The organism is Streptomyces katrae (assembly GCF_002028425.1).
Taxonomy (GTDB): Bacteria; Actinomycetota; Actinomycetes; order Streptomycetales; family Streptomycetaceae; genus Streptomyces; species Streptomyces katrae_A.
On record NZ_CP020042.1, the window covers coordinates 1,015,641 to 1,035,329 of the forward strand.

The 19,689-nt window shown below is 74.7% G+C and carries 14 protein-coding genes; 8 read left to right on the top strand and 6 right to left on the bottom strand.

Annotated elements, in window-relative coordinates:
- Window positions 1–95: 95 nt before the first annotated feature.
- Entirely contained in the window at window positions 96–2,180 is a 2,085-nt protein-coding gene (locus B4U46_RS04660; RefSeq protein ID WP_079424314.1) for a SpoIIE family protein phosphatase, read from the bottom strand.
- Window positions 2,181–2,316: 136 nt separating this feature from the next.
- Here B4U46_RS04660 and B4U46_RS04665 point away from each other — a divergent pair, with 136 nt between their 5' ends.
- The gene (locus B4U46_RS04665) at window positions 2,317–2,754 is read left to right on the top strand and encodes a hypothetical protein (protein ID WP_079424315.1); all 438 of its coding nucleotides are present in this window, start codon (window positions 2,317–2,319) and stop codon (window positions 2,752–2,754) included.
- A gap of 85 nt (window positions 2,755–2,839) precedes the next feature.
- Here B4U46_RS04665 and B4U46_RS04670 read toward each other — a convergent pair whose 3' ends face one another.
- A complete protein-coding gene (locus tag B4U46_RS04670; RefSeq protein ID WP_237292629.1) occupies window positions 2,840–3,955 on the bottom strand; it encodes a DUF6777 domain-containing protein in 1,116 nt (371 codons plus the stop codon).
- 319 nt (window positions 3,956–4,274) lie between these two features.
- On the opposite strand from B4U46_RS04670, the gene B4U46_RS04675 reads away from it, so the two are divergent.
- Entirely contained in the window at window positions 4,275–5,540 is a 1,266-nt protein-coding gene (locus B4U46_RS04675) for a streptophobe family protein (protein WP_167747569.1), read from the top strand.
- Window positions 5,541–5,632: 92 nt separating this feature from the next.
- Here B4U46_RS04675 and B4U46_RS04680 read toward each other — a convergent pair whose 3' ends face one another.
- Together B4U46_RS04680 and B4U46_RS04690 are read right to left on the bottom strand one after the other, a co-directional pair.
- Entirely contained in the window at window positions 5,633–6,640 is a 1,008-nt protein-coding gene (locus B4U46_RS04680) for a serine/threonine-protein kinase (protein WP_079424319.1), read from the bottom strand.
- 702 nt (window positions 6,641–7,342) lie between these two features.
- Window positions 7,343–9,721 (bottom strand): FHA domain-containing protein, encoded by a 2,379-nt coding sequence (locus B4U46_RS04690; RefSeq protein WP_079424321.1) that lies wholly within the window; start codon window positions 9,719–9,721, stop codon window positions 7,343–7,345.
- A 159-nt stretch (window positions 9,722–9,880) separates the two neighbouring features.
- Between B4U46_RS04690 and B4U46_RS04695 the strand changes: the two genes are divergently transcribed.
- The 5 genes from B4U46_RS04695 (at window position 9,881) to B4U46_RS04715 (ending at window position 15,240) form a co-directional block, all read left to right on the top strand.
- Window positions 9,881–10,930, top strand: coding sequence for a cation diffusion facilitator family transporter (locus B4U46_RS04695; protein WP_079424323.1), 1,050 nt, complete (start codon window positions 9,881–9,883; stop codon window positions 10,928–10,930).
- Window positions 10,931–10,988: 58 nt separating this feature from the next.
- On the top strand, window positions 10,989–11,507 hold the full coding sequence (locus B4U46_RS04700) for an NUDIX domain-containing protein (RefSeq protein WP_079424325.1): 519 nt from the start codon (window positions 10,989–10,991) through the stop codon (window positions 11,505–11,507).
- A 48-nt stretch (window positions 11,508–11,555) separates the two neighbouring features.
- Window positions 11,556–12,812 carry a Tm-1-like ATP-binding domain-containing protein gene (locus tag B4U46_RS04705; protein WP_079424327.1) on the top strand — a complete coding sequence of 419 codons (1,257 nt, stop codon included), beginning with the start codon at window positions 11,556–11,558 and terminating at the stop codon, window positions 12,810–12,812.
- A 218-nt stretch (window positions 12,813–13,030) separates the two neighbouring features.
- Window positions 13,031–14,644, top strand: a complete 1,614-nt coding sequence (locus tag B4U46_RS04710; protein ID WP_079424329.1) for a serine/threonine-protein kinase — start codon at window positions 13,031–13,033, stop codon at window positions 14,642–14,644.
- Window positions 14,641–15,240 (top strand): hypothetical protein, encoded by a 600-nt coding sequence (locus tag B4U46_RS04715; RefSeq protein WP_079424330.1) that lies wholly within the window; start codon window positions 14,641–14,643, stop codon window positions 15,238–15,240. The genes B4U46_RS04710 and B4U46_RS04715 overlap by 4 nt, the downstream gene beginning before the upstream one ends.
- Window positions 15,241–15,299: 59 nt before the next feature.
- Here B4U46_RS04715 and B4U46_RS04720 read toward each other — a convergent pair whose 3' ends face one another.
- Window positions 15,300–16,844 (bottom strand): IS1182 family transposase, encoded by a 1,545-nt coding sequence (locus B4U46_RS04720; protein WP_079423731.1) that lies wholly within the window; start codon window positions 16,842–16,844, stop codon window positions 15,300–15,302.
- Between the two features lie 434 nt (window positions 16,845–17,278).
- Window positions 17,279–18,565, bottom strand: a complete 1,287-nt coding sequence (locus B4U46_RS04725) for an ATP-binding protein (protein ID WP_079424332.1) — start codon at window positions 18,563–18,565, stop codon at window positions 17,279–17,281.
- 277 nt (window positions 18,566–18,842) lie between these two features.
- Here B4U46_RS04725 and B4U46_RS04730 point away from each other — a divergent pair, with 277 nt between their 5' ends.
- On the top strand, window positions 18,843–19,634 hold the full coding sequence (locus tag B4U46_RS04730; RefSeq protein WP_107438228.1) for a trypsin-like serine peptidase: 792 nt from the start codon (window positions 18,843–18,845) through the stop codon (window positions 19,632–19,634).
- Window positions 19,635–19,689: the final 55 nt, after the last annotated feature.

Here is a 19,689-nt window from a genome sequence, read left to right on the forward strand (position 1 = left end):
CGGTACAGGTTCCTGGCGCTCGGCTCCGTCCGCCGGCCGACCGCGCCGCGGCACGCCAGGGCCCTCGGGCGTACGCCACCGGCTGACGGCGGCCCTCAGCCCGCGGCGGGCCCCGCGGCGGAGGCGGCGTGCGGGACGGCGAACTCGCACCACACGCACTTCCCGCTCCCCCGGGGCTCCACCCCCCAGCCGTCCGCGAGCCGGTCCACCAGCATCAGGCCCCGCCCCGAGACCGCCCAGTCGTCGGCCTCCCGGCGGCGCGGCAGGGCGCTGCTGGAATCCTCGACCTCGACCCGGATCCGGCCCTCGGCGGTCAGCCGCATGCCGACCTGGCCGCCGCCGTCGGTGTGCACGAGGGCGTTGGTCATCAGCTCGTCGGCGGCCAGCTCGATCTCGTCGGCCCGCTCCCGGGCGCCCCAGGCGGCCGCGGCCGCCCGGATCAGGTGCCGGGCCAGGGCCGGGCCCTCCGTGTCGCCCGGGGTCAGGCGCTGGCGCAGCGGGCCGCCGCCGCGCGGGGCGGGGGTGCCGCGGCGGCGCAGCACGAGCAGGGCCATGTCGTCCCCGCCGCCGGCGTCCCCGACGAGGTCGCAGAGCACGTCGGCGAGTTCCTCGACGTCGGCCGGGCCCGCGCGGGCCGCGTCCATGAACTCCCGCATACCGGTCTCGGGGTCCCCGCCGGGCCGTTCGACCAGGCCGTCGGTGCAGAGCAGCAGGGTGTCCCCGGGGTGCAGCTCCATGCTGGTGACGGGGTAGCCGCAGCCGGTGCCGGGCGGCTCGCGCGGGGGCAGCCCCAGGGGGAGGCCGCCCGCCACCTGGACGCGGTGGCAGCTGCCGTCGCCGCGCCGGACCACCGGGTCGAGGTGCCCGGCCCGGACCAGGCGGAGCATGCCGGTGTTCAGGTCCGCCTCGGCGTAGGTGCAGGTGGCGAAGCGCTCGGTGGCCAGGTCGCGCAGGAAGGCGGAGGCCCGGGCCATGGCCGTCCCCGGGGTGTGGCCCTCCAGGACGTAGGCGCGGAGCACGATGCGCAGCTGGCCCATGACGGCCGCCGCGTCGGTGTCGTGGCCCTCGACGTCGCCGATCACGACGCCGACCCGGCCCTCGCCGAGGGGGATGACGTCGTACCAGTCGCCGCCGATGTCCCGCCCGATCCGGGCCGCCCGGTACCGTACGGCGATCCGGGCGCCCGCCACCTCCGGGATGTGGCGGGGCAGCATGGCCCGCTGGAGCCCCTCGGCGAGGTCGTGCTCCTGTTCGAAGAGGATCGCCCGCTGGAGGCTCTGCGCGATGCCGCTGGCGAGGGCCACCAGCAGGTTGCGTTCCTCGGCGGTGAAGTCCCCGTCACGGGTGTAGAGCAGCCCGAGCGCCCCGATGGGGCGGCCCTGGGCGATGAGGGGCAGGTAGACGCCGCTGCGCACGGACAGCGGCTCGATGTACGGCCACAGGTCCGGGTAGCGCTGCCGGAACTCCTCCCGGGAGGAGAGGTAGACGGGCTGGAGGGTGCGGACGGCCTCGCTCATCGGGAGGCGGGCGTCGATGCGGGTGTACTCGATCTCGGGCACGTAGGCGCCGAGCTGGCCCTCCGCGACGAGGTGGACCCGGCCGCCGTCGACGACGCCGAGCATGACGCTGACGGCGCCGAGGTGGCCGAGGCCCGCGGGGTCCTTGAGGATGTCGGTGACGTCGTTGACGGTGCGTGCGTGCGCGAGGATCGCGGCGGTCCGCTCGACGACGCCGGTCATCCGGCGCCGGCCCTCGTCGCGCTCCCCCGCCGCGCCGGGCTCTCCCGGGTCCTCGGCTGCGTCGCGGACGATCCCGATGATCCTGTACGGCCGGCCGGCCGGGTCGCGCAGGACGTGGCCCTGGATGTGGGTCCAGGCGGTGCCGCCGTCCTGGCGGAGGGTGCGGAAGTAGGCCCCGTAGTGGCTGCGGCCGTCGTGCAGCGCCTGCCGGACGCGGTGGTCCAGGCGGGCCCCGTCGGCCGGGAGGATCCGGGCGCGCAGCCCGTCGGGGGTGCCGTCGAACTGCTCCGGGGGCAGGTCGAGGACCTCGAGGGCGGTGGCGTCCAGGTGCATGCGGCCGCTGTCGAGGTCCCAGTCGAAGGTGCCCATGCGGTTGAGCGCGAGGCTCAGGTCGGGCCCCGCGGGCCAGTCGACCGCCGGGGCCGGTCCCCGCGGGTCCATGCAGCCAGGGTCTCACTCTTCCCCGTCCCCGGCAGCGCGCCCGTCCGGTCCCGGGCAGGGGCGGGCCGGCGATTTGCCGGGGCGGGGGCCCGGGCAGACGATCGGATCGTCCCCCTGTCTGCGAAGGGAAACTCCCATGAGGCGCCTGAGCTGGAAGTACCGGGCCGCGGTCGGGACGGTGCTGGCCTGCGGACTGGCGGCGGGGCTCGCGACGCCGTCCTCGGCCGCTTCGAAGCTGCTGAGCCTGAAGCTGAACGCCCCGGACGTGACGGTCTCGTTCCTCGACACCGAACCCCATGACAAGAGCAATGTGCTCGTCCTGCGCCCGGAGGGCGGCGGGCAGACCCTGCGGGTGATCCTGTCCGGCGAGGTGCCCGGGGTGGGCAAGACCGTCGTCAAGAAGCTGGACGCCGGCATCCGCCCGGACACCCGCTACTGCGCGGCGGTCGAAGTCGCCGTACTCAACGCGGAGGAACCGACCGGACTGCCCACGGAGTTCCCGACGGCGCTGCCCGAACCGGACGACGTGGGCACCATCTACGAGACGGGCACGGTCTGCGCCGACCCGGCCTGACCCGGGCGCGCCCAGCGCGTCCGGCCGGGGCCGGGCGGCCCCCGGCCCCGCTCCGCGGCGCGGAGGGGGGCCGGGGGCCGTGCCTCTAGTAGGGGTTCACCGGGGGGTTGGCGGGCGGGGGCGTGGGGGCCGGGGGCGTGGGGGCCGGCGGGGTCGTGGCCGGGGGTGTGGCCGGCGCGGGCGGGTACGGCTCCTCCGTGGCGGTCGCGGAGGGGGGTTCGGCGGTCTCCGTCGGGGTGCCGTGCGGGGTCTCGGTGGCCGGTGCGGTCTCCGTGGCGGGCGGGGTCTTCGTCGCCGGGCCGGTGGGCTTGGGCGTCGGCGGGGCGGTGGGCTTGGGCGTCGGCGGGGCGGAGGAGGTGGCCGGCGGGGTGGGCGTGGCGGGTGCGGCCGTCGTGCTGACGGTGGGCACCGGGGTGGTCACCGGCGGGGGCGGGACCGGCTTGTCGGGCTTCGGGCTGGCGCCGCGCCCGCGTTCGAGCCAGCGGCGGTCCTGGTGGTCGTAGATGACGAAGGCGTTCACGGTGGTCTCCGACGGCGCGATGACCACCACCTTCGAAGGCTGGTACGCGGCCCACGGCTCCCCGTACCGCTTCGGGTTGGCCTTCAGCGCCACCGGCGGACCCAGCGGGTTCCCGCAGGCGCACCGCACCCTCGGCACCCCGCGGTCGTCGACCAGCACGGGCGTCCCGGCCTGGAGCACGGCCTGGTAGGCGGTGGGGGCGCCGTCGCGGTAGCCGTGGTTGGTGACCCGGGTGTCCAGGCGCAGCTGTACGGGGGTCAGCCCGCGCAGGTAGCCGGGTACGGCCGCCGGTTCGACGCCGAGGGCGGAGGCGAAGGCGCTGTTCTTGGCGGGCTGCCCGGACAGCGCCCCGATCTGCTTCTCCACGTCGCAGCTGGCGACGTCCCTCGTGCCGCCGTAGAGGCCGGGCGCGGAACCGCTGACGCTGCGGGTGGCCGTCGTACCGGAGGCCGTGGCGGCGGCCGTGCCGGCGCTCTGGCTGGGCGCGGGGCTCTGGGGCGGCGGGGTGGCCTGCCGCGCGGCGGTGGACTCGGTGAAGGGGTCCGGCCCGGAGGCGGCGGCCGACTGGAGGAACACCTCGCCCCCGGCCTGTCCGGAGGATCCGCCGCCGGGCCGGGTCAGCACCACGGCCAGGGCGGCGACGGCGGCCACCGCGACGGCCGCCGTGACCAGCCGGGGCACGGACCGCCACCAGGGACGGCCGGGCGGTTCCCCGCCACCGCCGCCGGACGGCTCTCCGGGGGGTGCGGGCGGTGGGGGCGTGGACCCCCGGTCCCCGCCCGAGAGGGGGCCGGAAGGGGGACCCGTGGGACGCTCCGAGGCCGGCGGCTGCGAAGAGGACGGGGGCGGCTGCCCACCGGACGGCTGAGTGGTCACGGGCCCTTCTTCCCGAGCACCGAACGAAAGAATTCCGGACATCTGCCGGACTTCAGGCACTCCTTCCGTCATTGTGTGCGCGGGCCGAGTGGTGGCCGCAAGCCGGGAGTGCCACGGTTGCAGGGTGAGCAGCACCTCCGTGAGGGCAGGACGCGAGGCCCTCGGCGCCGTCGTGGCGGGCTTCGCGGTGATGACCGCGGTGGCCGCCGCCGGGCTCGCCTGCGCGGGAGCGGCCGACCTGCCGGGCGGCGCGTTCCCCCATGTGGTCGCCGCCGTCGTCGTGATGGCGGCGGGCGGCGAGGTCGGCGTGACGGGCGGCGCCGGGGCGCTGGGCGGCGCCGACGCGAGCCTGTCCGTGCTGCCGCTGTCGGTGAGCCTGGCCGGCGCGCTGACCACCGGGTACCTGTTCCTGCGCCCGCTGCGCCACCGTGCGGTGGCCCGGCCGCGCGAACTGCTCGCCCGGGGCGCCCTGCCGGCCGTGCTGTGGCTGGTCCTGCTCACCCTGTTCGCGCTCTTCGCCAACCACACCTTCCGGCTGCTGAACGGCGACTCCCCGCTGGAGGACCTCGGCGAACTCCTCGACTCCACCCCGACGGTGGGCTTCCGGGCGGACCTGCCCGCCACCCTGGGGTTCGGGCTGCTGTGGATCCTGGGCCTGTTGCTGATCGCCCTGCTGGTCTCCCGCCGCGCGCCGCTGCCGGCCGGCCTGCTGCGCTTCCACACGGCGGTGCGCCCGGCCGCGTTCGCCACCGCCGTGCTGCTCGTCGGGTACGTGGCCCTCGCCCTGGTGATCGGCCTGGTGGTGGCCGCCACCCAGGGGCACGCCACACGGACCTTCGCCGTGCTGCTGCTCGGCCTGCCGAACCTGGCCTGGCTCGGCCTGACCCTGGGCTTCGGCGGCGCCTGGCAGGGCCGGGCCGAGGGCCCGTTCGGGCTGCCGGTACCGCAGTTGCTGGACCGGGTGCTGCGCGGGCCGGACCTGTCCACCCTCGACGTGTCCTCCCTCGCCCGGCACGACGGGCGGGCGTGGTGGCTGGTCGCGGTGGCCGCCCTCACGCTGCTCGGCGCCGGCGTGCTGGCCGCCGTACGCTCCCCGGCGGGGGTGCGGGCGTGGCAGCACGCGCTGCACCTGGGGGTGGCGCTCGCGCTGGCCACGCTGACGGTCTGTCTGCTGGGGCGCGTCCAGGCGCAGTTCGGGCTGTCCTTGCTGGGCATCGGGGACGACTCGGGGCTCGGCGGCAGGATCGAGCTCGCCCCGTCGCTGTGGCGGACGACCGGCCTCGGCCTGCTCTGGGGCGCGGTGGCCGGCTTCCTGGGCGCCCTCCTGGCCCGCCCGCTGCACCACCCCGGGCGCGTGGACGAGCCCTCGCCCGCCCGCCAGGAGCGGTGAGCCCCCTCTCGGCGAGGCAACAGGCCTGACGCCTCAGGCCCGTCTCCCGGACCTGACGTCCTCTCTCCCCCCGAGGCCTCGGGGGGACGGCCTCAGGCCCGTCCCCGGAACACCGGCAGCGCCCACCGGGGCGGCGGAGGCGGGGGCGGCGGCCCCGCGGCCTGCGCGAGGGCGCCCGCCTCCGAGGCGGCTCCGGCGACGGCACCGGCCACCGGTGGGGCGGCCGGGGCCGAACCCGCCCGGCGCAGGGCCCCGGTGAACTCCAGGCAGCTCGCCCAGCGGTCCTCCGGCGCCTTCGCCAGGGCCTTGGCCAGTACCTCGTCCACCGCCGCCGTGAGCTGCGGCCGCCGCGAGGAAGGCGCGGGCGGCGGGTCGAACTGGTGGGCCCACAGCAGGGCCATGTCGTCGTCCCGCTGGAACGGCGGCCCGCCGGTGAGCATCTCGTAGACCACGCACCCCAGGCTGTACACGTCGCAGCGCCCGTCCACGGGCTTCCCGGCGATCTGCTCCGGAGCCACGTAGTCCAGGGTCCCGACGAACTGCCCGACGCTGGTGAACCCGGTCAGCGACAGGGACTTCTTCGTCAGTCCGAAGTCCGTCAGGTAGACGTGTTCGGGATGTTCGCTGTCCGTGCCGTCCGCGACGAGGATGTTGCCGGGCTTGACGTCCCGGTGGACGAGGTCGTGGTCGTGGGCGGCGTCGAGCGCGGAGGCGACCTGGCCGGCGATCCGGGCGGCCGTCTCCACGGGCAGCGGACCGGTCCGGTCCAGCAGCGCCCGCAGGTCCTGCCCGGCGACGAACCGCATGGCGATGTACAGCAGCCCGTCCGTCTCCCCCGCCTCGAAGACGGGCACGATGTGCGGGTGGTCGATGGCCGCGGCCACCTTCGACTCGTGGGCGAAGCGCTTGCGGAAGGTGTCGTTGCGGGCGAGTTCGGGGGCCAGCAGCTTCAGCGCCACCGTCCGGTCCAGCCTCAGGTCGCGGGCCCGGTAGACGACCGCCATCCCGCCGCGTCCGATCTCGCTCTCCACCAGGTATCCGGCGATCTTCTTGCCCAGCAGGCCGGAGGGCCGGCCGCCCAGCGAGTCGGCGGCGCCCATCAGCGCCCTCCGGCCTCGGGCGTGTCCACGATGCGGGTCGGCTCGTGCCCCGTCTCAGCCGGTGCGGCCGGGGGGCCTGCGGGGTCGGCGGGACCTGTGGGGCCGGTGTGGCCGGCACAACCGGTACGGGGGCGCCCGCCGCGGTCTCGGCCTCCGGCGGCGCCACCCGCCCGGGCCCGGGCGCCGGCTCCGGCTCGGGGGCCTGGGCGCCCGGCCCCGAGACGACCGCGTAGGTCGCCATGCGGCTGCCGTCGGCGTACATCCACCGCCGCGAGGTCTCGTCGTAGAGCCACGCGGACTCCCCGTCGATCACGATGCCGACCCTCAGTCCCCGTACGGCCCGTCCGAAGTCCTCGCCGCCCGCCGCGCCGTCGGCGTGGTCCCGGACGGCCCGGCGGTAGCGTTCCAGGGCCTCGGCGGCCCGGCCCAGCAGCGGTCCGGGGTCCTCGGTCCGGGCGAGGGGCCGGCCGGAGGTGGGCGGCGGCTGCGGCACCGCCACCAGCAGCCGTCCGTCGACCCACGCGGACCAGCCGTTGGCGCAGAGGATCTCCGTCCACTCCCCGCGCCGGGAGAGCAGCTGCACGGGCAGGAACGGGTCCAGCGGCGCGGTCGGCCGGGCCACGTCCGGCGCCTCCCAGGCGGGCAGCCCCTCCTGCGGCACGACATGGGTGGGGTGGAACTCCGGGATGGGGTCGGGGAAGGTCATCGCCGTGGCTGCTTCCGCATGACGGCCGGCTCCTGCCGGCGCAGCAGCCGGGCCACCGCCAGGCCGAAGAGCACCGACAGCACGAGCAGCGCGGCGATGCACACCAGCCAGCCGCTCGACTCGTGGTGGAAGATCGGGTCCTGGGTGAGCTTCCCGGGGACGATCTTGGCCAGCTCGATGGTGGCGCCCATCGCGCCCATCGCCCACCGGGAGGGCGCCAGCCACGCCACCTGTTCGAGGACGGGGACCCCGTAGAGCTTCAGCAGGGTTCCGCAGAAGACGACCTGGACGATGGCGAGGAGGACCAGCAGCGGCATGGTGACCTCCTCCTTCTTGACCAGGGCGGAGATCATCAGGCCGAGCATCATCGCGGTGAAGGACAGCAGGGCGACGGCGAGGGTGATCTCGATCAGCGGCGGCATGAGGACGCCCTTGCCGCCCGGGGCGTTCAGGTCCACTCCGGCGAGGGCGATGAGGGTCAGGACCACGGCCTGGGCGACGGTGATCGCGCCCAGCACCACCACCTTCGACATCAGGTAGGCGGAGCGCGACAGCCCGACGGCGCGCTCGCGCTGGTAGATCACGCGTTCCTTGACCAGTTCGCGGACGGCGTTGGCGGCGCCCGTGAGCACTCCGCCGATGGTGAGGATGAGCAGGGCGTTGAGTGCCGTCTCGACGTCGAGGGTGCTCCCGGCGAGCGCGCGGGCCATGGCGCCCATCATGAACGGCAGCGCCACCATGATGACGAGGAAGGTCCGGTCGGCGCTGAGCACGGCGGCGTACCGGCGGACCAGGGTGGACAGCTGGGAGCCCCAGCTCTGCGCCTTGGGCGGGGGCGCGGGCGGCGCAGCCGCGGCCGCCTGGGCGGCGAGCGGTGCGGGCACCGGGCCGCGGGCGGTGAGCTCGACGTAGCGCCGGTGGACCGGCGAGCCGCGGAAGGCGCCCGCCCAGTCCCGTTCCCGGTCGTTCTCGAAGGCCTCGAAGGCCTCCGGCCACTCGGCGAAGCCGAAGAAGTCGAGGGCTTCCTGGGGCGGGCCGAAGTAGGCGACGCGCCCTCCGGGGGCGAGGAACAGCAGCCGGTCGCAGACGTCGAGGCTGAGCACGCTGTGCGTGACGACGATGACGGTCCGGCCGTCGTCGGCGAGGCCGCGCAGCATGTTCATCACCGAGCGGTCCATGCCGGGGTCGAGGCCGGAGGTGGGCTCGTCGAGGAAGAGCAGCGAGGGCTTGGTGAGGAGTTCGAGGGCGACCGAGACCCGTTTGCGCTGGCCGCCGGAGAGGCTGTGGATGGGCTGGTCGGCCCGCTGGACGAGGCCGAGCTCGCGGATCACCTCGTCGACCCGGGCCTCGCGTTCGGCCCGGCTGGTGTCCTGCGGGAAGCGCAGCTCGGCCGCGTACACGAGGGCCCGGCGGACGGTGAGCTGGGCGTGCAGGATGTCGTCCTGGGGGACGAGGCCGATGCGGCTGCGCAGTTCGGCGTAGTCGTGGTAGAGGTCGCGGCCGTCGTAGAGGACGGTTCCGGTGTCGGCGGGGCGCAGGCCCGTGAGCGCGCCGAGCAGGGTGGACTTCCCCGCGCCGCTGGGGCCCACGACGGCCAGGAGGCATTTGGCCCCGACGGGGAAGGTGACCCCGTCCATCAGGGTCTTGCGGCCGTGGTCGACGGTCACGGACAGGTTCTGGACGTCGAGGGAGACCTCGCCGGTGTCGGTGTACTCCAGGAGCCGGTCGCCGACGAGGCAGAACGCCGAGTGGCCGATGCCGACGATGTCGCCCTCGGCGATCCTGGCCCGGCTGACGGGGGCGCCGTTGAGGTAGGTGCCGTTGTGGCTGCCGAGGTCGACGATCTCGTGGGTGCCGTCGGCGAGGGCGCGCAGTTCGGCGTGCCGGCGGGAGACGACGAGGTTGTCGATCACGAGGTCGTTGGCGGGGTCCCGGCCGATCCGCAGGGCGGTCAGCGCGGGCAGTGCCCGGACGCTGGTGGGCTGGCGGAAGGTGCTGGTCATGGCCGGGTTGGTGACCGAGGAGGGGCGCGCCGCGGGGGCGGGGGCCGGCGTACGGCCCACGAGGACGGCGCGGGGGCCGTCGACGGCGTTGCCGAAGCGCAGCTCGCTGCCGGGGCCGACGCTCTCCACGCTGATGCGGTGGCCGTCGGCGGCCCAGGTTCCGTTGGTGCTGTTCTCGTCCTCGACGGTCCAGTGGTCTCCGTCGGGACGCAGGACGGCGTGGTGCCACGAGACGCGGGCGTCTTCGAAGCAGATCTCGCAGAGGGGGTCGCGTCCGACGTGGTAAGTCCTGCCGGGGCTCATTTCCGTCGAGCCTCGGGCGGTTTCCAGGACGAGTTCGGGCGCGGTCGGCACTCCGGGGCGCTGGACCATGAACAGATTTTCCCACGATCCGTCCGCCCCGGCATAAGCGCAGGTCAAGCGGGTCTTATGGGTAATGACAACGGTCCCCGTTGCAGCCTTTGCCGTATGCGCCGGGGTGCGCTTCACTTCACGCGTCGGAACCGAACAGACGGACAGACGAGGGACGCGATGACCGGGCACGACAGCCACGACCACGAGCACGGGCCCGCGCACGCCTCGGCACCGGGCCACGACCACAGCCACGGCCACGCGGGGCACAGCCACGGTGTGGACCCCGACGCCGACCGCCGCTGGCTGGCGATCGCGCTCGCCCTGATCGGCGGCTTCATGGCCGTCGAGGTGGTCATCGGCGTGCTGGCCCACTCGCTGGCCCTGATCTCCGACGCGGCGCACATGCTGACCGACGCCGTCTCGATCGTCCTCGCGCTGGTCGCGATGCGGCTGGCGGCGCGGCCGGCCCGCGGCGGGTTCACGTTCGGGCTCAAGCGCGCGGAGATACTCTCCGCCCAGGCCAACGGCCTGACCCTGCTGCTGCTGGCGGTCTGGCTGGCGTACGAGGCGGTGCGCCGGCTGATGGATCCGCCGCCGGTGGAGGGCGGGCTGGTGCTGGTGACGGCGCTGGCCGGGATCGTGGTGAACGTGGCCGCGGCCTGGTGCATCTCGCGGGCGAACCGCTCCTCGCTGGCGGTGGAGGGCGCCTACCAGCACATCCTCAACGACCTGTTCGCCTTCATCGGGACGGCCGTGGCCGGTCTGATCGTGCTCACCACCGGTTTCGTGCAGGCCGACGCGATCGCCTCGCTCGTGGTGGTGGTGCTGATGGTCAAGGCGGGCTACGGGCTGGTGCGGGAGTCGGGACGGATCTTCCTGGAGGCCGCTCCGGCGCACCTGGACCCGGACGCGGTGGGCGACCGGCTGGTCGGGCACCCGCCGGTGACGGAGGTGCACGACCTGCACATCTGGGCGATCACCTCGGGTCAGGCCGCCCTGTCGGCGCACGTGCTGGTGGAGCCGGCGGGCGACTGCCACGCGGTGCGGCGCGAACTGGAGGCGCTGCTGTCGAAGGAGTACGGGATCACCCACACCACCCTCCAGGTGGACCACGTCCAGGACGAGCTGCTGACGGTGGGCCGGGCGGGCGAGGGCCCCGACGTCCCGGACCCGCACTGCGCGGACGCGCACGGTCCGGTCCACCGCGAGGGCCCGCACGAGCACTGAGGCGGCCGCGGCGCTCCCCCGCCCCGGCTCCGGTCACTGACCGGGGCCGGGGCGGGGCATGTATGGGACCGTGACGCAGCCGAAGAGGTACAAACAGAGCGCGGGCCTGCTGCTGTTCCGCCGCCGCGGAGCCGGTGACGGAGCCGGTGACGGCATCGGCGGGATCGAGGTGCTGCTCGGCCATATGGGCGGCCCCCTGTGGGCGGGCCGGGACGCCGGGGGCTGGGCGATCCCCAAGGGGGAGTACGGGCCGGACGAGACCCCGCGCGACGCCGCCCGCCGGGAGTTCACCGAGGAGCTGGGGCTGCCCCCGCCGGAGGGCGCGTACCTGCCGCTGGGCGAGGTGCGGCTGTCCAGCGGGAAGCTGGTGACCGTGTGGGCGGTGGAGGGCGACCTCGACCCGGCGCTGGTGGTGCCGGGGACCTTCACGATGGAGTGGCCGCCGCACTCCGGGACCGAGCGCGAGTTCCCCGAGCTGGACCGGGTGGCCTGGTTCGCTCCCCCACTGGCCAGGAACAAGCTGATCGCCTCTCAAATCCCCTTCCTGGAGCGGTTGTTGGCCCTCCTGGCGGATTGACCTGACCTTTACTTGCCAACAAACCTCACCTGCATGGACATTGCACATATGACGAGCGTCGTGCTGGTGGGAACCCTGGACACCAAGGGTGTCGAGTACGGCTGGCTGCGCGAGAGGCTGCTGCGCGCCGGCGTCGAGGTGGTACTGGTCGACACGGGGATCATGGGAGAACCACGGGTGCCCGCGGACGTGCCCCGCGAAGAGGTGGCGCGGGCCGCGGGCACCGAACTCTCCCGGCTGCGCACCGCGGCCGACCGGGGCGCGGCCGTGACCACGATGGCCCGGGGGGCGGAGGCGGCCCTCTTACGGCTGCACGCCGAGGGCCGGCTGCACGGGGTGCTCGCGATCGGGGGCAGCGGGGGCACCTCCATCGCCACCCGGGCGATGCGGGCCCTGCCGCTGGGCGTGCCGAAGGTGATGGTCTCGTCGATGGCCTCGGGGGACGTCTCCCCGTACGTGGGCTCCTCGGACATCACGATGATGTACAGCGTGGTGGACATCGCCGGGATCAACAGCGTCTCGGCTCCGGTGCTGGCCAACGCGGCGGAGGCGGTCGCCGCCATGGCCAAGGGCTTCGCCCGCTCGGCGCTGGACCGCACCCGCCCGGTCCGGCTCGGTTCGGGAGCGCGGCCGCTGGTGGCGGCGAGCATGGCGGGGGTGACCACGCCCGGGGTGGACGCCGCCCGGGAGCGGCTGACCGAGCTCGGCTACGAGGTGCTGGTCTTCCACGCCACCGGGTCGGGCGGGCGCACCCTGGAGAAGCTGGCCGCGCAGCGGATCTTCGCGGGCGTGCTGGACCTGACCCTCAGCGAGCTCGCCGACGACCTGTGCGGCGGCGTCCTCACCGCGGGCCCCGACCGGCTGAGCGCGGCCGGGCGGGCCGGGATCCCTCAGGTGGTGAGCCCGGGGGCGCTGGACATGGTGAAGTTCGGGCCGCTGGAGACCCTGCCGGAACGGGTCCGCTACCGGCGGGTGCGGATCCACAACCCCTCGATCACGGTGATCCGCACGACGGAGTCCGAGTGCGCGGAGCTGGGCCGCCGGGTGGCCGCCAAGCTGCGCGCGGCGACGGGGCCGACGGCGGTCTGCGTGCCGCTGCGCGGGCTGTCCACGCTGGGCGCCCCGGGGGGCCCGTACCACGATCCGGAGGCGGACGGGGCCCTGTTCGCGGCGCTACGCGAGGGCCTGCGGGGCAGCGCCGCCCGGCTCCACGACTACGACACCCACATCAACGACCCGGCCTTCGGGCGGGCGGCGGCGGACCGGCTGCACGCGATGATCGGCGCGGTGTCGGCCGCGGCGTGACCGCCCCTACCCACCTCCGCCCGGCACTGACCGCCGCTGACCGCCACTGGCCCTTTCCGGCCGTTCCCGACCGTCCGGCCCGTCCGGCCGGTCCGAGGACCGGACGGGCCGGACGGTCGGGAACCAGCCGTGGCTCAATGGTGTCCATGGGTGTGGCCGGTCGGAACCGACCGGTCCGGCTCTGGGAGGAGCCGGTGACGCCACGGAGGGGGGCGGGGATGAACGACGGCTGGACGGTACCCGGGTACACCGGGGTCCGGGAGCTGGGTTCGGGCGGCAGCGGCCGGGTCGTGCTCGCGGTCCACGACGCCACCGGCACGGCGGTCGCCGTGAAGTACCTCAGCGACCGGATGCGCGAGGACCCGGCCTTCGTACGGGAGTTCCGGGCCGAGGCCCGGCTGCTGGGCGGGCTGGTCTCCCCGTACGTGACCGGCTTCTACGAGTACGTGGAGGCCCCGGACGGGGCCGCGATCGTCATGGAGCTCATCGACGGGGTCTCCCTGCGCTCGGTGCTGCGCGAGTCGGGGCGGACGGAACCCGAGGCCGCGCTGGTGGTCCTCAAGGGCTCCCTGCTCGGGCTGGCGGCCGCCCACCGGGCCGGGGTGGTCCACCGTGACTACAAGCCGGAGAACGTGCTGGTCGCGGCCGACGGCTCGTCCAAGCTGGTGGACTTCGGGATCGCCGCGGGCCGCGGCAGCACCCCCGGGGTCGCCGGGACCCCCGCCTACATGGCCCCCGAGCAGTGGCAGGGGCAGCCGGCCTCGCCGACGGCCGACGTCTACGCGGCCACCGCGACCTTCTTCGAGTGCCTGACCGGCCGCAAGCCCTACGACGGGGGGAACTTCGCCGAGCTCGCCGTCCAGCACATCGAGGCTCCCGTACCGGAGACCGAGGCCCCCGAGGCCGTACGACCGCTGATCCGGCGGGGTCTGGCCAAACGGCCCGAGCAGCGGCCGGAGAACGCCGAGGCCTTCGTCGCGGAGCTGGAAGCCCTGGCGGTGGCCGCGTACGGGCCGCAGTGGGAGGAGCGCGGACAGCGCAAGCTGGCCGCGCTGGCGGCCCTGCTGCCGCTGCTGTTCCCCTCGGCGGGCGGCGCGGCCGCGGGGACCACGGCCGTGGCCACCACCTCGATCGGCTCGGGCTGGGCCCCGGGGCGCGGCGGCTGGCTGGCCACGGGCCTGGCGCTGGTGCTGGGCGCGGCACTGGTGTTCACGACCGACGCGGCCGGCACACCGCCGTCGCCGTCGGCGCTCAGCGACTTCGCCACCACCAGCCCCTCCGCGCCCGGGTCCGCTCCGACCGCCGCCCCGCCGGCACCGGGGCCGTCCCCCTCGCCGTCGCCGTCGGCCTCGGGCAGCCCGACGCCCACGCCCTCGGCGTCGCTCCCCTCCCCGACGCCCACCCCGACGTCCTGGCCCTCCGCCGGCACCACCCCGTCCTGGAGCCCGACGCCGACGCCGACGGTCAGCTGGTCGCCCACGCCGACGCCCTCGCCCACCCTGCGGGTGACCAAGCTGGGCGTCACCCTCAAGCCCGGCGCGTACCGGGGTGACGCCTCCGTCTCCCTGACGACGCAGGGCAGCGGTCCGGTCACCGTCCTCGTCCAGTGGTACCTGGGTGACAGCCAGGGCGCCTACTCCGTGCCCGACGGCACCGACACGGTCGTGGTCCAGGCCGGCGCACCGGCCACGGTGGTCCGGTCCCACACCTTCACGCGCGGCCGCGGCTGCTACGCCGGCGTCCGGGTCACCACCCAGCCCGCCGCGGCCAACGCCTCGGCCTCCGACTCCCAGCGACTGCTGCGCTGCACGGACCTGGAGCCCCCGCGATGAGCGATCCGCACCCCCCGCAGGACGACGGCTACAGCGCCACCGTCCTCGGCAGCCACTGGTTCAGCGGCCCCCCGCCGCCGGCCGACGCGGCCCCCGACCGGGTCGAGGGCGCCGTGCTGCGGTTCGGCCCGGGGGTGACGGCGGCCCTGCCCGCACCCTTCCCCGTCACGTCCGCTCCCGCGCCCGCGCCGCCCCGGCGGCGGAGCGGCTGGCGCCGGTACACCCTGGCCGCCGTGGTCCTCGCGGGGGTGCTCGCGTACCTGGGCTGGCAGCGGTTCGGGCCGGCCGTCGAGGTCCGCGAGGTGGCGGTGAGCACCGACCCGCGGGGCCCGGCCTGCGACGCGGCGGCCGACGTGGTGGCCACCGTACGCACCGACGGCCGCCCCGGAACCCTGACGTACCGCTGGGTCCGCAGCGACGGCACCCGCTCGGAGGAACTCACCGAACGCGTCCCCGGCGGCCGCACCGAGGCGACCCTCCACCTGATGTGGACCTTCAGGGGCACGGGCACCTACCCGGCCCGTGCGGAACTCCAGCTGCTCTCCCCCACCGAACGGACCGCGGCGACGGAGTTCACCTACACCTGCCCGCGCTAGAAGACTGATGAAGATCTTGTTGAGGGGCCGTCCGGCCGTAGGCCGGGCGGCCCCTCTGGTTATGTGATGGCCGGTGCGAGGTGCCAGGTGCCGCCTGTGTGAGTGAGTCCGAGGTTGATCAGGCGGCGGAGGTTGAGGGCGGCTGCTCGGGTGTGGAGCCAGGCGTTGTTGCTGATGGTGCCCCGGTAGCGGAGTCGGCGGTTGCCGTGGTGGACGAGCCAGGCGACGGCACGTTCGACTGGTGGCCGCCAGCGGCGGTAGTCGGCCTGCCAGGCGGGGTCGGTGGCGGCCTGGCGGCGGGCCGCGGCTTGGAGATCGTGGTGGGGGCGGATGGTCAGGACGCGTCCGGCTTTGGCCTTGGTGCACTGCTCACGCAGCGGGCATCGGGTGCACACGTTCCCGAAGACGGCCCTGCGCTGGTGGTGGCGGCCGCCGGGCTCGGACAGGCCGACGGTGTGGCCTTGGGGGCAGGTCACGGTGGCGGCGGAGGTGTCGATGGCGAAGTCGTCGAGGGTGAAGCCGTCTGGGACGGCCGGCCGCAGCGGGGCGGGTTTGAGGAACAGCCGGTGTCCGGCCTCTTCGAGGGCCTGGCGGGCGTCGCCGGTGGAGTAGGCGGTGTCACCGAAGGCGTCCACCGGGGTGTCCTCCTCGGCCAGCAGTTCAAGGCCGACGGCTGCCTCGTGGTGCTCTGGCCCGGCCCCGGGCCGCAGGGCGACGGCGGTGTATAACCCGGTCTCCGGCTCGACGGCGAGGTGGGCCTTGTATCCGTCCTGCTGATGGGAGCGGGTCTTGTGGATGTGCCGGGACTCGGGGTCGACGGTGGAGATCATCCGGTCCGGGGCGGTCCCTTGGGTGATGCGCCAGCGGCCGTCACGGCCGTCGGAGTCCTCGGCCGGTTCCACGTCCTGCCCGGCGACCAGCGCGAGGATGCCGACCGCGTTCGCTGCCTTCTCGCCCAGTTCCTGCTCGGGCAGATGCCCGAGCAGTCTGACCGCGTCGCCGACGAGCGCGTCGACCAGGTTGGCTCGTGCCTGGGCATCGTTCCAGGTGATGCGGGGTTTGCCCGGGTCGGTGTAGTCGTGGGCGGTGCACTGCGCGGCGGCAGCCTCGGCGCCGCCGGGGACTTCCCGGATCACCACCCGGATGGCGCCGATGATCTGGGTGACGGTGTCCTGGGTGGCGACCGCGTCGTCCAGCACGGTGGAGTCCAGTGCCCGCCGGTGCTTGCCCCTGAGGACACCGGTGGCCTTCACGACCTCCCGCACGGCCTCGAAGGCCCGGTTCGGGCTGGTGGAGCGGGCCAGCCGGCGCCGGAAGTACGCCAGAAGCGACGGGTCGAACGCGGTGTCATGCAGTCCCAGCCCGCACGCGGCCTTCCACCGCAGGTCACACCGCAGTTCCTGGACCGTCTCGAAGTCCGACATGCCGTGCAGGGCCTGCAATGTGATCGCCGCGGCCAGAATCTGCGGCGGCATGGACGGCCGCCCGTTCGCCGACGGATACATGTCCGCGAACATCGCCGCGGGGAACAACCGGCCACGGTGCTCGGCCAGGAACGCGAACACACTCCCAGCCGGAATCAACTCCCGGCACGTCGCCCACACATCAGGTCCGACCGTCTCCCCGACCCACTCCCCTTGAACCACAACACGAGTCTGGCCCCACCGCTGACGCGGCGGGGCCAGAACCCAACATCTTCATCAGTCTTCTAGGGCCTGTCTGACACGGGATCCGGATCACCGCGTGGCCGGCGCAGCCCGGGGGTGCCGGCGGGGTCGTTCTTGTGGGCGGGGTGGGTATGGCCGTCCGGCCGAGGCGCGGGAGGCGGGGACGGTGGTTGACTCGGGGGTGCCGACCGGGGCGTGCAGGACGCCCCAGGGCACCCTGGCGTGCCGTGTTCCCTCCGGCGACACCCCCTGGGAGCACGGCCGTTTCCGCTCGGATGCCGGGTTCGCGCGGAAGGCCCGCGGCCGCTTTGGGGAGCGGCCGCGGGCCGTTTCGCGTTCCCGTCCCCCGCCGCAACCGGGGGAGGGAGTCTTCAGAACCGCGCGTGGGCGGTGATGTCGGCCTGGAACTCCCCGGTCATCGCGGGGGTCACCGTGGGCCGGCACTGGGCGACGGCCGCCAGGTAGTCGGCCGTGGTCGCGCCGGGCTGGGCCGCCGCGCCGCGGGCGCCGACCGCCTCCAGGTCCCGTTCGAAGGACACCTGCGCCGCGGTCCGCGCCGCGTGCTCGATGTCGGCCGGGGTGAACAGCTCGGTGGCCGCCACCAGGGCGGTCACGTCCACGTCGGCGCGTCCGGCCGTGTAGCGGGACCAGATCGCGGCGCGGGCCCCGGCGTCGGGGGTGCCGATCGGGATCAGGTAGTCGAAGCGGCCGGGACGCAGGAAGGCCGGGTCGAGGGAGCGGATGGAGTTGGTGGCGCAGACCAGCAGCCGCTCGTCGCCCTCCCGGAAGCCGGGTATCAGCTTGAGCAGCTCGTTGGTGACGCCGTGGGCGCCGCCGGGCTGGGCGGGCTCGCTGCGTACGGGGGCGATCTCCTCGACCTCGTCGATGAAGACCAGCACCCGTTCCAGCTCGGCGATCCGGGCGAAGGCCTGGCGCAGGGCGGCGGCCAGGTTGCCGCCGTCGGCGAGGCGGGAGGGCAGCAGTTCCACGAAGGGCCACCCGAGCCGGGAGGCGATGGCCCGGGCGAAGGTGGTCTTGCCGGTGCCCGGCGGCCCGAAGAGGGTGATGGCGCGCGGCGGGCGCACCCCGTGCGCGGCGGCCCGCTCGGGTTCGGCGAGGGGCAGCACCACGCGGCGTTCGATGAGCTCCTTCTCCTTCTCCATGCCGGCGACCTTGGCCCACAGGTCGTTCGGCAGGAACCGGCCGCCGAGGTCGTCGAGGAGGCCCGCGGCCGGTCCGTGCAGCGGTTCGGTCTTCTCGAAGTAGGCGACGGCGGGCTGGCGGGTGTACCCGGCGTTGAGCAGGCCCTCGCCGAGCAGGTCCTCTTCGGGCAGCACGTACGCGATCCGCCCCACGCGGGCGGCGATCAGGCGGCGCTCCAGTTCGACGAGCAGGGCGCTGGCGAGGCCGCGGCCGCGCCATCCGGCGGCGATGGCGATACGCATCACCCAGGCCCGTTCGCCGGTCACGCAGGCGAGGGCCGCGCCGATGGGGACGCCCTGGTGGACGGCGACCACGCAGGGCTGCCGGTCGGTCAGCGCGCTGATGCACTCGGCGAGCGAGAAGACCGACTCCTGGCCGAGTTCGGCCGTCGTGTCGATCAGATGGACCACCGCCGCGAGATCGCCCTCGCGGTAGTCGTGGATGAGCCAGTTCACCGGGTACCGCCCCTCGTTCGTGCTCTTGCGGCGAGGCTAGGGGCGGGCGGGCCCGTCGATCACGCACCGCCGTGCACAACAGCGGGCCGGGAAACCGTCCGCCGCGTCCATAGACCGGTGGCTTCCGCCGAAGTCGCGGGCCGGGGAGCGGAGTCCGTTCATGCCTTCCGACAGGATCCGGCGGGATGGCGGCGGGAGTGCGGCGGCCCCGCATTCACAGCTGATTCATACGGAAATCCGTGCCGGGGCCACAGTTTTCCCGGGGAGGCTCGGATGCATGATCCAACGCATCCTCCCCCGCAAGGCCGCCGGCCGTCCCAGCGCCCGTGCCCGGCGGGCGTCACGGATCCTGCTCGCGGTGACCGCCATGGGCGCCCTGCTCAGCCTGGACCTGCCCGAGGCCGGGGCCGCCACCCCGCTGGGGGTGACCGAGGAGGCCCCCGCCGACGCGGAGGGCGGGCGGGTCGGGGCGCTGTTCGCCGGCGGGGTCGACGGGGGGCACTTCTGCACCGCGTCCGTGGTGCGCAGCCTGGGCCACGACGTGATCGCCACCGCCGCGCACTGCCTCGACCACCCCGACACCACCGTGTTCGCCCCCGGCTACCGGGACGGCGAGACCCCGTACGGGCTGTGGCGGCTGACCCGGGTGTGGGTGGCCCCGGGCTGGACGGAAGGCCGGGACCCGGACGCGGACATCGCCTTCGCGACGGTCGCTCCGGCCGCTGCCGGGGAGAGCAGGGCGGTGGAGGACGTGGTCGGGGGCTTCCCGGTGGCCGCCGCGCAGCCCGCTGACGTGACGGTGACCGTGCTCGGCTACCCGAGCGTGCAGGACACCCCGCTGCGCTGCTCCAACGCGACGAGCCTGTTCTCGCCGGCCCAGCGCCGGATCGACTGCCCGGACCTGAGCCGCGGTACCAGCGGCAGCCCCTGGCTGGCGGGCGGTGCGCTGGCCGGGGTCCTCGGCGGGTACCAGGGCGGCGGGGACGTTCCCGAGGTGTCGTACAGCGCGGTGATGGGTGACACGGCGATGGCCCTGTACTGCGAGGCGGCGGGGGTCGCGCGCCCGTAGGCGCCCAGGGGGTGCCTAGTGCTGTGACCGGAAAGGTTCACCGCCTCACGGCGCC

Excerpts from the sequence above, each read along its gene's own strand:
- B4U46_RS04660 (WP_079424314.1), bottom strand. The coding sequence starts at position 2,180 with ATGGACCCGCGGGGACCGGCCCCGGCGGTCGACTGGCCCGCGGGGCCC.
- B4U46_RS04665 (WP_079424315.1), top strand. The coding sequence starts at position 2,317 with ATGAGGCGCCTGAGCTGGAAGTACCGGGCCGCGGTCGGGACGGTGCTG.
- B4U46_RS04680 (WP_079424319.1), bottom strand. The coding sequence starts at position 6,640 with ATGGGCGCCGCCGACTCGCTGGGCGGCCGGCCCTCCGGCCTGCTGGGC.
- B4U46_RS04690 (WP_079424321.1), bottom strand. The coding sequence starts at position 9,721 with ATGGTCCAGCGCCCCGGAGTGCCGACCGCGCCCGAACTCGTCCTGGAA.
- B4U46_RS04695 (WP_079424323.1), top strand. The coding sequence starts at position 9,881 with ATGACCGGGCACGACAGCCACGACCACGAGCACGGGCCCGCGCACGCC.
- B4U46_RS04700 (WP_079424325.1), top strand. The coding sequence starts at position 10,989 with ATGTATGGGACCGTGACGCAGCCGAAGAGGTACAAACAGAGCGCGGGC.
- B4U46_RS04705 (WP_079424327.1), top strand. The coding sequence starts at position 11,556 with ATGACGAGCGTCGTGCTGGTGGGAACCCTGGACACCAAGGGTGTCGAG.
- B4U46_RS04710 (WP_079424329.1), top strand. The coding sequence starts at position 13,031 with ATGAACGACGGCTGGACGGTACCCGGGTACACCGGGGTCCGGGAGCTG.
- B4U46_RS04715 (WP_079424330.1), top strand. The coding sequence starts at position 14,641 with ATGAGCGATCCGCACCCCCCGCAGGACGACGGCTACAGCGCCACCGTC.
- B4U46_RS04730 (WP_107438228.1), top strand. The coding sequence starts at position 18,843 with ATGATCCAACGCATCCTCCCCCGCAAGGCCGCCGGCCGTCCCAGCGCC.